General features: G+C 70.5%; 9 protein-coding genes. 7 read left to right on the forward strand and 2 right to left on the reverse strand.

Features of this window, described 5'->3' with window-relative positions; translation table 11 throughout:
• Positions 1-6 precede the first annotated feature (6 nt).
• Positions 7-4,851, reverse strand: coding sequence for an NAD-glutamate dehydrogenase (locus ACYQPG_RS10700; RefSeq protein WP_461230901.1), 4,845 nt, complete (start codon positions 4,849-4,851; stop codon positions 7-9).
• A gap of 92 nt (positions 4,852-4,943) precedes the next feature.
• Between ACYQPG_RS10700 and ACYQPG_RS10705 the strand changes: the two genes are divergently transcribed.
• The 4 genes from ACYQPG_RS10705 to ACYQPG_RS10720 all read left to right on the forward strand — a co-directional run bounded on the left by ACYQPG_RS10705 (position 4,944) and on the right by ACYQPG_RS10720 (position 8,730).
• A complete protein-coding gene (locus tag ACYQPG_RS10705) occupies positions 4,944-5,429 on the forward strand; it encodes a MarR family winged helix-turn-helix transcriptional regulator (RefSeq protein ID WP_461230902.1) in 486 nt (161 codons plus the stop codon).
• A gap of 37 nt (positions 5,430-5,466) precedes the next feature.
• Complete coding sequence (locus ACYQPG_RS10710) at positions 5,467-6,765, forward strand: MFS transporter (protein WP_147909775.1); 1,299 nt, start codon at positions 5,467-5,469, stop codon at positions 6,763-6,765.
• Positions 6,766-6,852: 87 nt separating this feature from the next.
• Positions 6,853-8,124: a multidrug effflux MFS transporter gene (locus tag ACYQPG_RS10715; protein WP_461230903.1), complete on the forward strand. Its 1,272-nt coding sequence runs from the start codon at positions 6,853-6,855 to the stop codon at positions 8,122-8,124.
• Between the two features lie 75 nt (positions 8,125-8,199).
• Positions 8,200-8,730, forward strand: coding sequence for a DoxX family protein (locus ACYQPG_RS10720; protein WP_461230904.1), 531 nt, complete (start codon positions 8,200-8,202; stop codon positions 8,728-8,730).
• 5 nt (positions 8,731-8,735) lie between these two features.
• Here ACYQPG_RS10720 and ACYQPG_RS10725 read toward each other — a convergent pair whose 3' ends face one another.
• Positions 8,736-10,184 (reverse strand): MFS transporter, encoded by a 1,449-nt coding sequence (locus tag ACYQPG_RS10725; RefSeq protein ID WP_461230905.1) that lies wholly within the window; start codon positions 10,182-10,184, stop codon positions 8,736-8,738.
• A gap of 206 nt (positions 10,185-10,390) precedes the next feature.
• On the opposite strand from ACYQPG_RS10725, the gene ACYQPG_RS10730 reads away from it, so the two are divergent.
• The 3 genes from ACYQPG_RS10730 to panE all read left to right on the forward strand — a co-directional run bounded on the left by ACYQPG_RS10730 (position 10,391) and on the right by panE (position 14,058).
• Positions 10,391-11,281, forward strand: coding sequence for a DUF3313 domain-containing protein (locus tag ACYQPG_RS10730; RefSeq protein WP_147909778.1), 891 nt, complete (start codon positions 10,391-10,393; stop codon positions 11,279-11,281).
• A 162-nt stretch (positions 11,282-11,443) separates the two neighbouring features.
• Entirely contained in the window at positions 11,444-12,937 is a 1,494-nt protein-coding gene (gene guaB / locus ACYQPG_RS10735) for an IMP dehydrogenase (RefSeq protein ID WP_461230906.1), read from the forward strand.
• Between the two features lie 176 nt (positions 12,938-13,113).
• Complete coding sequence (gene panE / locus ACYQPG_RS10740; protein ID WP_461230907.1) at positions 13,114-14,058, forward strand: 2-dehydropantoate 2-reductase; 945 nt, start codon at positions 13,114-13,116, stop codon at positions 14,056-14,058.
• The last annotated feature ends 52 nt before the right edge of the window (positions 14,059-14,110 follow it).

Consider the following 14,110-nt stretch of genomic DNA (forward strand, 5'->3'; position numbering starts at 1 on the left):
GACCCTTCAATCCGCCCGGACCAGATCGCCGAGCAGGCTCGCCGCCACCGTGGCCTTTGAGACAGTGAGGCCCGAGGCGCTGATCGCGTCGACAGCATCACGGATGCGGACCAGCGGCGCGCCCCGGGCCTTGGCCCAGGCCTCGACCGCCTCGGGCCCGGCGCCGAGATCGGCCACCACCTCGGCCGTGAGCTTGCGGTGCGCGGCGGCGATGCCGGCCACCGCGCGCTCCAGCGCGACCCGGTCGAACGTATCGGCCACCGGCACGGTTCGCGCCGCGGCGGCGAGCTCGTCGAGGCGGAACGCGTGTTCCAGGGCGAAATGCGTCGCCGCCACCTCCTCGACCGGGCGGCCGCTGGCCTCGGCGACGCGGACGATGTCGGGCGCGGATATCAGGGCGTCGAGGGAGGCGAGCCGCCGGGCCTGCTGCCGGGCCATGCCGTGGCCTTCGAGCTCCGACGCGCGGTTGCCGATGGCGGTGAGCGCCTCGGCGTCGAGCACCTTCGGCAACGCCGCCTCCACGGCCGCTACGCCGTCACGGTAGCGCGCAACCAGGGGGGCGAGACCCCCGGTCAAGTCGAGGTTGCGAATGAACCAGACGATCCGGTTGGTAAGCAGGCCCTGCACCTCGGCATAGAGGCCGAGCTGGTCCTGTCCGGACAGGCCGCCGCCCAAACCGTCGATAGCGAGGTTCAACTCCATCAGTCCGAAGGCGTCGCGGGTGATCGCGTAGGCCTTGGCGATGGTCGCGGCGTCCGCCCCGGTGCCGTCGATCAGCCGGGTGACCAGGGACGGGCCGCCGCGGTTGACGATGATGTTGGCGAGCGCCGTCGAGATGATCTCGCGGCGCAGCCGGTGGCCCTTCACGGCATCGGGGAACTGCTCGCGGAGCGCCTTCGGGAAGTAGCGCTGCAATTCGCGATCGAAATACGGGTCGTTCGGCACCGTGCTGGCCAGGATCGCGTCGTGCAGCGACAGCTTCCCGTAGGCGAGCAGCACGGCGTATTCCGGCCGGGTCAGCCCCTCGCCGCGGCGCATCCGCTCGGTGATCGTCGCATCGTCGGGCAGGTATTCCACGGCGCGGTCGAGGCGCCCTTCGGCCTCCAGCGCCTGCATGGTGCGCATCGCGAAGCCGGTCTCGCCGAGGCCGCCGCGCTGGGCGAGCGACAGGGCGAGGGTCTGCAATTCGTTGTTGCGCAGCACCAACCGTCCGACCTCGTCGGTCATCGTGGCGAGCAATGTGTTGCGCGCCGCATAGTCGAGCCGCCCATCCCGCTCGGGGACCATGAGGGCGATCTTGATGTTCACCTCGACGTCGGAGGTGTTCACGCCGGCGGAATTGTCGATCGCGTCGGTGTTGAGCCGGATCCCAGCCCGGGCCGCCTCGATGCGCCCGCGTTGGGTGAGGCCGAGATTGGCCCCCTCGCCGACAGCCTTCACCCGCAGCTCCGGCCCGGTGATGCGCACGGCGTCGTTGGCGCGGTCGCCGGCATCCTCGTCGGTCTCGGCGGTGGCGCGGACGTAGGTGCCGATGCCGCCGAACCAGAGCAGGTCGGCCGGCGCCTTCAGGATTGCCTGCATCAGCTCGGTCGGCGTCGCCTCGGCCCGGTCGAACCCCAGGGCGGCTTGGACGGCCGGAGAAAGCGGCACGGTCTTGAGGCTGCGCGCGAACACGCCGCCGCCCTGCGAGATCAGCGCCGTGTCGTAATCCGCCCAGGACGAGCGGCCGAGGTCGAACAGGCGCTTACGCTCGGCGAAGCTCTTCGCCGCGTCGGGGTTCGGGTCGAGGAAGATGTCGCGGTGGTCGAAGGCCGCCACCAGGCGGATGCTCTCGGACAGCAGCATGCCGTTGCCGAACACGTCGCCGGACATGTCGCCGACTCCGACCACGGTGATCGGGTCGGTCTGGACGTCGATGTCGATCTGGCGGAAGTGGCGGCGCACCGCCTCCCAGGCACCCCGGGCGGTGATGCCCATGCCCTTGTGGTCGTAGCCCTGGCTTCCGCCGGACGCGAAGGCGTCGCCGAGCCAATGGCCCTTCTCCAGGGAAAGCGCGTTGGCGATGTCCGAGAAGGTGGCGGTGCCCTTGTCGGCCGCCACCACTAGGTAGGCGTCGTCGGGGTCGTGCCGCACCGTGTCCGGCGGCGGCACGATCGCCTGATCCACGATGTTGTCGGTGAGTTCGAGCAGGGTGCGGATGAACAGCCGGTAGCTCTCGGTGCCCTCCTGCATCCAGGCCGCCCGGTCCGAGGCCGGGGGCAGGCGCTTGGGGAAGAAGCCGCCTTTGGCGCCCACAGGCACGATCACGGCGTTCTTGACCTGCTGCGCCTTCACCAGGCCCAGGATCTCGGTGCGGAAATCCTCCGGCCGGTCGGACCAGCGCAGGCCGCCGCGGGCGACGTAGCCGAAGCGCAGGTGCACGCCCTCGACCCGGGGCGAATAGACGAAGATCTCGAAGAACGGCCGCGGCAGCGGCATCGCCGTCACCTTGGCGCAGGCGAACTTGAAGCTGATCGTCTCCCGGGGGCGATCACCCTCGGCCTTCTGGAAGAAGTTGGTCCGCACCGCGGCCTCGACCAGATTGACGAACCGGCGCAGGATCCGGTCGTCATCCAGGCTGGTGACGTCGCCGAGCGCCTCCTCGATCAGGGCACGGGTCTCGGCTTCGCGTGCGGCCCGGTCGCCGTCGATCAGCGGGTCGAAGCGTGTCCGGAACAGGCTGACGATCGCCCGGGCGATCCCGGGATGCCGGCTCAGCGTTCCGGCCATGTAGTCCTGGCCGTAGCGGATGCGCAGCTGGCGCAGGTAGCGCCCGAGCGCCCGGAGCAGGGCGGCATCGCGCCAGGGCAGGGCGGCTTCCAGCACCAGCCGGTTGTAGCCGTCCGATTCCGCCGCACCGTCGGCCAGCGCCAGCATCGCCTCCTCGAGGGGCTGCTCCAGCGTAGCAAGGTCGATCGCGGCGCCGCTGGCCCGCTCGATCCGCATGTCGTGCAGCCAGACCCGGGCGGATTCGTCGAGCCCGGCCGGGCGGACCTGGTAGGTTCGCTCATCGATGACGCGGAAGCCGAGGTTCTCCAGCACCGGCACGCGGTCGGAGAGGGCGATCGCGGTGCCGCGGGAGAACACCTTTAGGCGGACCTGCGCATCCGAATCGCCCGCCCGGCGGCCGAGATGCACCGCGCGCGGCTGCACGTCGCTCAGTGCCTCCAGGATGGCGATGTCGGCGACCGCCGCACCGGACTGGAAGTTGTCCCGGTAGGCCGCCGTGAACGCCTCCGCGTAGCGCGACGCGAGCCGGCGAGCCCGGCCGCCGTCGTGGGCCTCCGCCAGGGCCGCACTGAGGGCGTCGCCCCAGGTGCGGACCAGGGCGGCGATTCCGGCCTCCAGCGCTGCGGGGTCCTGCTCGGGCATGCCCTCCTCCGGCAGACCGATGATGTAGTGGGTCCGGGCCAGCGGGCCTTCGGGCAGTTCCGAGTAGGCCGCGCTCGGGCGGCCGCCATAGGCCTCGGCCAGGTAGGCGCCGATCCGGGCGCTCACCGTCGAGTCGAACCGGTCCTTCGGCACGAACACCAGCAGCGAGACGAAGCGGCCGAACCGGTCCGGGCGCGACAGCACGCGCAGCCGCGGCCGGTCGGCGAGGTTGGCGATCGCCAGGGTGAACCGGTACAGCCGGTCTATATCGATCTGGAATAGCTCGTCCCGCGGATAGGTCTCCAGGACCGCCAGGAGGCTGCGCCCGGCATGGCTGGTCGGGTCCAGGCCGGCCCGCTCGGCCACCGCCTCGACCTTGCGGCGCAGGACCGGCACCTCGCGCGCCGGGCTGGTATAGGCCGCGGCCGTGAACAGGCCGACGATCCGCACCTCGCCCGACAGCTTGCCGGTGTTCGAGAACAGCTTCACGCCGACATAGTCGAGATAGGAGACCCGGTGGACCCGGGACTTCGCGCTCGCCTTGGTGATGATCAGCGCCTGCGGCTCCTCCAGGAAGGCGAGGATCTCGGGCGTGTAGTCGACCGGCGTCCGGCCCCGGCGCAGCGGCGTGGCGCCCGGATCGCGCAGCACCCCGAGGCTGGAGCCCTCGATCAGCGGATGGCCGTCGCCCTCGATACCGTGCTGGCGCATGCCCAGCACCAGGAACTGCCCGTCCGTCAGCCAGTCGAGGAAGGCGCGCGCCTCGGCGACCTCGGCCTCCGGCAGCGGGGAGGGGGCGCGGCCCAGGCTTTCGGACAGTGCGGAGATGCGGGCTAGCATCGCGTCGTGGTCGTCGCCCGCCAGGGCCACGTCCCGATAGACCTGAGCGAGGGCCTCCTCCAGCCGCGCCCGGGCCTCGCCGTCGAGGCGGCCGAGATGGAGGTGGATGAAGCTTTCGCGCGCCAGGCTGCCATGGGCATCCGCGGTCGTCTCGCCGACCACGCGCACCAGCGCCCCGGACGCGTCGCGCTCGACCCCGAGGATCGGGTGGGCGACGAGATCCGGCGTCAGGCCCTGCTCGGTCAGCTCGGCCAGGGTCGAATCCAACAGGAACGGCCGGTTGTCGTTGATGACCTCGATGATCGTCACCTCGCGCGACCGGCCGTCCCGAACAAGCTCGGTGTCGCTCAGGCGCAGTCGGGCCGGATCGCCGGGCTTGCGCGGCTCTGACAGGAACGCGCGGGCGCGGACCGCGAGCTCGGCCAAGGAATCGCCCGGGTAGGGGGCCACGTCCTCGGGGGTCACGCGCCCGAACAGGTCGCGGACGAAGCCGCCGGGGCCGCCCCTCTGTGCCACGATCTCGGCCGCAGCCTCGATGAGTCCGGACCGGGCCGATTTCTGTTCCGAGGACGACAACGCCGTGGAAGTTTCGAGTGTCATCGCGCCTCTCACGAACCGGGAGCCTGCCGGCGCAGCGTTATCAGGGAGATCCGCCGTGTCGATGACAGCGTGACGGATTTCCCTATCGCTGCATGTCGAACCGGCCGAACCGTCAGGGCCGGCTTGTCGTGCGGCATATCCGTGCATATACACGCATCGTGATGACGGATCGTCCGAGCGAGCCCTGCACCTGTTCCGCTCTGCGCCGTGCCACGCGGGCGGTGACCACGATCTATGACGAGGCGCTGCGTCCCTGCGGGCTGCGCGTCACCCAATTCGCGATCCTGCGCCTGCTCGACCGTCTGGGTCCCAGCCCGGTGACGCGGCTCGCCGCTGAAGCCGCCCTGGAACGCACCACGATGGGCCGCAACCTCGATCCGTTGGAGCGGCGCGGCCTCGTGCGGATCGAAGCCGGCGAAGCGGATGCGCGCGCTCGCGTGGTCTCGCTGACGGACGCCGGACGCGCCGCCCTGGCGGCGGCAATCCCCCATTGGCGGGTCGCGCAAGGGCGCATCAACGCGCGAATTGAACCCGCCGCCGTCGCGGCTCTGACCGAAGCCCTCACAGCCGCCCCCTGACACGCCGCCGGCCGTCTCAACACCCCGGAGCCCGAACATGCCCGTTCCCGTCGAGACGCTGCCCGCGCCGCCCCCCGTGCCGCGCCTCCACTATGCCTGGATCGTGGTCGCGGTGACCTTCCTGGTGCTGCTGATCGGGGCGGGGGTTCGCGCGACGCCGAGCGTGCTGATCGTTCCGTGGGAGCGGGAATTCGGCTGGACGGCCGCCACGATCAGCGTCGGCATCGCGCTTAACATCTTCCTGTACGGCATGATCGGGCCGTTCGCGGTGGCGATCATCGAGCGCTTCGGCCTGCGCACCGCAGTGTGCTGCTCGCTCTTCGTCCTAGCCGTCGGCACGGCCGCCACCAGCCTGATGACGGCGCCGTGGCAGATGGTGCTGCTCTGGGGCATCGTGGTCGGATCGGGCTCCGGCATGGTCGCCAACGTGCTCGGCGCCACCGTGGCGGGCCGCTGGTTCGGCAAGCGGCGCGGCCTCGTGGTCGGGCTGCTCACCGCCAGCAGCGCCACCGGGCAGCTGATCTTCCTGCCGATGCTGGCTTCGCTGGCCGTCGGATCGGGCTGGCGCTCGGTCTCGCTTCTGGTTGCGGCCGTGACCCTGCTGCTGATCCCGCTGGCGGCCCTGCTGCTGCGCGACCGGCCGGCCGATCTCGGCCTGCCCCGCTACGGCGAGACCACGATCACGCCGACCCCGGTGCTCACCGAGAACCCAGCGGTGCGTGCCCTGCGCGGTCTGCGGACCGGCCTCAAATCGAAGGATTTCTGGCTGCTCTCGGGCACGTTCTTCATCTGCGGCGCCTCGACCAACGGGCTGATCGGCACCCACCTGATTCCGGCCTGCATCGATCACGGGATCGCCGAGGTCACGGCCGCGGGCCTGCTCGCGGTGATGGGCATCTGCGACCTGATCGGCACCACGGCCTCGGGCTGGCTCACCGACCGGTTCGATTCCCGCAAGCTCTTGGCTTGGTATTACGGCCTACGCGGCCTGTCGCTGATCTTCCTGCCCTACTCGTTCGACCTCAGCTTCTACGGCCTATCCCTGTTCGCGGTGTTCTACGGGCTCGACTGGATCGCCACCGTGCCGCCCACCGTGCAGCTCGCCGGAAAGTCCTTCGGCGAGGAGAATGCCGCGCTGATGTTCGGCTGGATCGCAGCCGCCCACCAGATCGGCGCCGCCTCGGCCGCCTGGCTCGCCGGCATGGTCCGGACCGATACCGGGACCTATCTCGGCGCCTTCGTGTCGGCCGGCTTGCTCTGCCTGGTCGCCGCCCTGATGGCGGGCTTCGTCGGGCGCAACCCCCGGGAGCCGGCCCTGCGCCCGCTGCCGGCCTGAGCTGCACCGCGCAGGCACGTCGGCCATAAGCGTGCCGCGAAGGGGGCGCCTCCGTCGGGCGATTCCTTCGCAGCACGAGGGCGTATTGTGACAATCGCGATCCGGCCTAACCCGCCGGTCCAGGACGTTCCTGCCGCGCAGACCCGGTCGGGACCGGGCTTCACCGAGTTCGTCGCCATCATCGCGCTGATGATGGCGGTCACCGCCATCTCCATCGACAACCTGCTGCCGGCCTTCCCGGCGATCGAGGCCCGGTTCTCCGTGCCCGATCCGAACCGGCTGCAGCTCCTCGTTTACGTGTTCATGGCGGGATTCGGAATCGCCCAGCTCGCCTACGGGCCGATCTCGGACACCTTCGGGCGCCGGAAGGTCCTCCTGGCGAGCCTTGCGATCTACGTCGTGGGCTGCGGGCTCGCCATGGTGGCGCCGAGCTTCGGCTGGCTGCTGGCGGCCCGGGTCATCCAGGGCATCGGCGCAGCGGGTGGGCGCGTGCTCTCGGTGGCGATCGTGCGCGACCGGTTCGCCGGACGCGAGATGGCGAGCGTGATGTCGCTCACCATGATGGTTTTCCTGATCGTCCCCATGATCGCCCCGGCGATCGGCGGCCTGATGCTGGCGCTGGGGTCGTGGGTCTACGTGTTCGTCTCGATGCTGGCTTTGGCCTTCTGGCTGACCGCCTGGTTCTCGCTGCGGATGCCGGAGACCCTGCACACGGAATATCGTCGCCCGCTCTCCCTCGGGGCGACCTGGGACGCGGTGCGCACCACCGTGACGACCCGGGTCTCCATCGGCTACGCCACGGCGCTCGGCCTGCTCACCGGCTGCATCATGGGCTATGTCGGATCGGCCCAGCAGGTGTTCGACACCGGGCTGTACCATCTCGGGCCGCTGTTCCCCCTGGCCTTCGGGCTGGTGGCCGGCGCCATGGGGGCGGCGACGCTGATCAACGCCCGGATCGTCAGGCGGCTCGGGATGCGGGCGCTCTCGCATGCCGGCATCATCGCCTTCACGCTGGTGGCCCTGGCCCAGGTCGGCGTCGGGCTCGCCTATCACGGCCACCCGCCGCTCGCGGCGTTCCTGTCGATCCTGGCGGCCAACCAGTTCCTGATGAGCTTCGCGCTGCCGAACTTCAACGCCCTGGCGCTCGAGCCGCTCGGCGCCATCGCGGGCACGGCCTCGTCGTTCGTCGGGTTCTACACCACGATGCTGGGGGCGTTCTCGGGTTACGTGATCGGCCAGGCCTTCGACGGGACCGTGCTGCCGGTCGGGATCGGCTACGCTACCCTCGGGGGCCTGGCGCTGCTGGTGGTGCTCTGGACCGAGCGCGGCCGGTTGTTCCGGGGCGGGGTGGCGGGTTGAGCGTTCGGACTTAACCCAGCCTTCAAACCAATACGGCACCCTCCGGTCAGCCCTAACAGCCGACCGGACTCGACCATGATCGCCCGCGCCCAGGACGGAACCCTTCTCGCCGCGCGCCTGCTCCTGGCCGCCGCACTCCTGCCAACCGGAATCGCGCGGGCGCTGAACGTCTCGGGCTTCGCGCTGACCCTCGCCGGCAGCGGCATGCCATTCCCGAACGCGGTTGCGACCGCCGCCGTGGTGGTGCAGGTGTTCGGCCCGCTGGCCCTGATCCTCGGTGTGCTGCCGCGCCTGACAGGGCTGGCCCTCGCGGTCTTCGCGGCGGTGACGGCCGTGATGCTGCACGCGTTCTGGCAATATGTCGGGCCGGCGGCGGTCGCCGAGCGGACGCTGATGCTGGCCGATCTCGGCCTCGCGGGCGGGTTCCTGATCTACGCCCTGACCGGTCCCGGCGCCTTCAGCTGGCAGGGCTGGCGCGCTGGCCTCGCGACGGAGCGGCCGACTTCGAAGCGCGCGCCCACCAAGGCACCGACCAAGATCTCTGCGGCGCGGGGCGGCGCCAGCAAGAAATCCGGCGGTCGCGCGCCGGCCCGCGCCGCGGCCTGATCGGGTCAGTTCGCCCGCGGCTTCATCTCGGCCGACGCCGGCGGGGTCGCCGCGACCATCCTGCGGCCGGAGATCTCGGCCCCGGCATCGGGCGTCAGCTTGCGGAAGGCCAGCACCGAGGCCGCCGACAAGACAGCCACGGCGAAGAAGGCCGGCCCAAAATCGCCGGCCTCGATCGTGGTCCGGCCGTGGAAGCCCGCCGCGCCTTCGAGCGCCAGCGCGCCGAGGGTCACCCCGAGGCTCAGCGAAAGCTGCTGGCAGACGCTGGCGAAGCTCGTGGCCGCGCTCATCTCACGGGATTCGAGGTCGGCATACGCGATGGCGTTGACGCAGGTGAACTGCACCGAGCGCGAGCAGCCGCCCAGGAACAGCAGCGCGATCATGATCCAGTGCGGCGTGTCGGCGGTGTAGAGCCCGTTCACCGCCAGGAAGGCCGAAGCCAGCACGGCATTGAAGACCATCACGGCGCGGAATCCCAGGCGGCGCAGGATCTTGGGCGCGAGGGTCTTCACGAACATCGCGCCGGCCGCCGCCGCGAAGGTTATCAATCCTGAATGCAGGGCGTCGAGCCCGAACCCGACCTGCAGCATCAGCGGCAGCAGGAACGGGATCGCGCCGGTCCCGACCCGGAACAGGCTGCCGCCCAGGATCGCGACCCGGAAAGTCGGGCGGTTCATCAGGTCCAGCCGCACGATCGGGTGGGCGGCCCGCCGTGCATGCGCGACGTAGAGCGGCAGCAGGATCGCCCCCGCGGCCAGGCATCCCCAGGAGACCGAGGCCGGGAGCAGATGGCGTCCCATCGAGGCCAGCCCCAGCATCAGGGCGGCGAGGCCGGTGCCGAGCACGAAGAAGCCGATCAGGTCGAGGGGCGGACGCTCCGGCTCGCGCACATCCTCGAAGTACAGGCTCGCCAGCACAATTCCGGCGACGCCGATCGGCAGATTGATGAAGAAGATCCAGCGCCAGTCGAACCAGGTGGTGATCAGCCCACCCAGCGGCGGTCCGAGCACCGGGCCGACCAGCGCCGGGAAGGTCAGGTAGGCCAGAGCGGTCACCAGCTGCGACTTCGGCACGCTGCGCAGCACAACGAGGCGCCCAACCGGCACCATCATGGCCCCGCCCATGCCCTGGAGGAACCGCGCCGCGACGAACCACGCCAGCCCGTTAGCCGCCGCGCAGGCGAGCGATCCCAGCATGAACACGACGAGCGCGGCCCGGAAGACCGTGCGCGAGCCATAGCGGTCGGCCATCCATCCGCTCACCGGGATGAAGATCGCCAGGCTGACCAGATAGGAAGTCAGCGCCAGCTTCAGGGCGATCGGATCCTCGCCGAGGCTTGCCGCGATGCTCGGCAGCGCCGTGGCGATCACCGTGGAATCGGTGTTCTCCATGAACAGGGCGGTGGCCACCGTCAGGGGGACGATCCAGAGCGGTCTTTGGGTCGAGGCAGGCATCGGACAGCAGACGCGTGTCGTGCCGAGACGGTTGCACGGCGGGGCCGCGAACTCGCACGGTCGTGTTTCGCGCCTGTATCCGCAACGCAACAGGGGTTGCGTCGTGACCGAACACCACCTTTTGTGCGCGTGATCCAATGGCTACGTTTAGCGCGAGCGGTCTTCCGGCCGTCGATACCGGCGCGGTGCCGGCCACGAGACACTCGATGCAGCCCAGTCCGAGCAAGCGCCGTTCCCTGTCGCGGCTCGCCGCCGCCGTCGCGCTCCTGTCGACGGTCACGGCCTGCGGCACCGTGCTGCTCAACGACCGCGGTTCGCTCACCCGCTACGATCGGCTGCAGGCGAGCAGCGCCGTCGCCTCGGCCTCGCGGCTCTACGTGGACCGGCCGGCCCTGGCCAAGGCCCGCACCGTGCGGATCATCCCGACCGCGTTCCACGCCGACGTCGCGGGCGCCGCGCCGCTCACTCAGGCGGAACGCCGCCTGATCGCCAACGCGGCCGACCGCGCGCTCTGTTACGACCTGTCGCTGCGCTACGACGTGGTGACCGGTCGCGACGCCGATCTCACCGTGCGGGCGCAGGTCACCCGGGTCGAGCCAACAGACCTGCTCGGCGCGGGCGCCACCATCGCGGGCTCGGCCGGCGTGACGGTGGCCTCGCAGGTGGGGCTTAGCGCCGTCGAGGGTATCGGCCGCATCCCGATCCCGCGCATCCCGATCGGGCTCGGCAGCCTCACGGTCGAGGCCGAGGCGTTGGATCGTCGTCGCGAGCAGCGCGCCGCGATGGTCTGGGGCGGGGCCGCGAACTCGTTCACGAGCCAGCCGCGCTTCTCGCGCGCCAGCGACGCCTACGACCTCGCCGGCGAGTTCGGCCAGGATTTCGGCTTCATGCTGGCCACCGGCGACGACCCGTTCAACGCCCCCAACACCCTGCCGACCTGGGACCGCATCCGGATCACCACGCTCGGCGAGGCACCGCTCGACCCCGATTGCGAGGCCTACGGCCGGGCGCCGGGCATCGACGGCATCCTGGGCGACTATATCGGCCTGCCGCCGGAATACACCGACAGGGGCGCTGCCGTTCCGGCAACACGCTGACCCGACCGCCGGTACAAAAAAGCGGGGGAGCCATGCGCGATTTCCCGCTGCGGCGCGGCGACGGCGCATTGGCGCGGCCGCGGACCCCATGATACTGGCACTTGCCAACCCGATCCCGCTGCGCACCCCCTCAAAGCGCGGCCGTCCGAGGAAAGTTGGCACATGGCCCGAGTCGATTCCGCCACGATCATCGAAGGCCTGACCTTCGACGACGTGCTCCTGCGGCCCGCCGCCTCCTCGGTGATGCCGACCGAGGTCAACGTCGCTTCGCGGCTGACCCGCTCGATCCCGCTGAACCTGCCGATCCTCGCCTCCGCCATGGACACGGTCACCGAGGCGCCGATGGCCATCGCCATGGCGGCCAACGGCGGCATGGGGGTGATCCATCGCAACCTGGAGCCCGCAGAGCAGGCCGAGCAAGTCCGTCTCGTCAAGAAGTACGAGTCCGGCATGGTGATGAACCCCATCACCATCCATCCCGACGAGACCCTGGCCGACGCCTTCGAGGTGATGAAGCGCAACCGCATCTCCGGGATCCCGGTGGTGGAGCGCGGGCCCAACGGCTCCCGGGGCAAGCTGGTCGGCATCCTGACCAACCGCGACGTCCGCTTCGCGACGAACCCCGCACAGCCGGTTGCCGAGCTGATGACCCGGGATCGGCTGATCACCGTCCGCGAGGGCGTGACCCAGGACGAGGCCAAGCGCCTCCTGCACCAGTTCCGCATCGAGAAGCTGCTGGTGGTCGACGACCATTACCGCTGCATCGGCCTGATCACCGTCAAGGACATCGAGAAGCGCGTGACCTACCCGTTCGCCGTCAAGGACGAGCAGGGCCGGCTGCGGGTCGCCGCCGCGACCACCACGGGCGACAGCGGCTTCGAGCGGGCCGAGCGCCTGATCGACGCCGGCTGCGACGTGATCGTGGTCGACACCGCCCACGGTCATTCGATCAAGGTGCTCGACGCCGTCGCCCGGGTGAAGCAGCTCTCCAACGCCGTCCAGGTGATCGCCGGCAACGTCGCCACCCGCGAGGGCACCAAGGCGCTGATCGACGCGGGCGCGGACGCCATCAAGGTCGGCATCGGCCCGGGCTCGATCTGCACCACCCGCATCGTGGCGGGCGTGGGCGTGCCCCAGCTCACCGCCCTGCTTGAGGCCGTGGAGGCCGCCAGCGAGGCCGACATCCCGGTCATCGCCGACGGTGGCATCAAGTATTCCGGCGACCTCGCCAAGGCGATCGCGGCCGGCGCCTCGGTGGCGATGCTCGGCTCTCTGCTGGCCGGCACCGACGAGGCGCCCGGCGAGGTGTTTCTGTACCAGGGCCGCTCGTACAAGTCGTACCGGGGCATGGGCTCAGTGGGCGCCATGGCCCGCGGCTCGGCCGACCGCTACTTCCAGGCCGAAGTCAACGACACCCACAAGCTCGTGCCGGAGGGTATCGAGGGCCAGGTCCCCTACAAGGGCCCGGTCGGCAACGTCCTGCACCAGCTCGCCGGCGGCCTGCGCGCCGCCATGGGCTATGTCGGCGGCGCGACCATCCCGGATTTCCAGGAGCGGGCGCAGTTCATCCGCATTACCAATGCCGGCCTCCGCGAGAGCCACGTCCACGACGTGACCATCACCCGCGAGAGCCCGAACTACCCGTCGCGGACCTGACGCCCACGTTCGATGTGGTCACGAAGCGTCCCCTCGCCCGCGGCGGCGAGGGGACAGGCACGTCAGCCTAGGCCCACCGATCATCACCGCCTTGACTCGGTCCGGTGGGCGACCTCCGATGGCTGGGCCGGCACGGACCGATGCGGCCGACAACGATCTCGCCCCGGAGAGACCCAATGCGCACGCTGATCGTCGGAGCCGGGGCGACCGGCGGCTATTACGGGGCGCGGCTCGCGGAATCGGGGTCGGACGTGACCTTCCTGGTCCGGCCGGCCCGGGCCGAGAAACTGGCGGTGAACGGGCTGGTGCTGCGCTCGCCACTGGGCGACCTGCATCTGCCCGCGCCGCCCACCGTCACGGCCGACACGCTGGCCCAGGCGGGCGCGTTCGACCTCGTGCTGCTCTCCTGCAAGGCCTACGACCTCGACAGCGCCCTTGCCGACCTCGCGCCTGCCATAGGCGAGGGCACCACGATCCTGCCGCTGCTGAACGGGATGTCCCATCTCGACGCGCTCGACGCCAAGTTCGGCGCTGCGCGGGTGCTGGGCGGCTCCTGCGCCATCGCGGCGACCCTCGCGCCGGACGGCGCGATCCGGCACATGAGCGAGCTGTGCAGCATCACCTACGGCGAGCGCGACGGGTCGCGCTCGGCCCGCATCGAGGCCGTCGATGACCTGATGCGCGGCCTGAAGTTCCAGGCGCGCCTCAGCGACGTGATCCTGCAGGAGATGTGGGAGAAATGGGTGTTCCTGGCGACGCTCGCGGGCGCGACGACGCTGATGCGGGCCGCGGTCGGCGACATCGTGGCTGCGCCCGGCGGCACGGCCTTCATCGCCGCCCTTCACGCCGAATGCACGGCGGTGGCCGCGGCGAGTGGGTTCGAGCCGCGCGGAGTCGTCGCCGAGCGGGCTCGGGCGCAGCTCACCGCGGAGGGCTCGACCTTCACGGCCTCGATGCTGCGCGACATCGAGAACAGCGGCCGGATCGAGGCAGACCACGTGATCGGCGACCTGATCACCCGGGGTGGCCGCCTCAGTCCGGAGGCGGCCTTCCCGCTGCTCGGTCAGGTTTATGCCGGCCTGAAGGCCTATGAGGCCCGGCGAGCTAGGGAGGCGGCCTGAGCCGCGCGCCGCAACCGTCCGGTTTTACCCAGCGACACGATCGAGAGATCCG

It is taken from the genome of Methylobacterium sp. CM6246 (assembly GCF_054818005.1).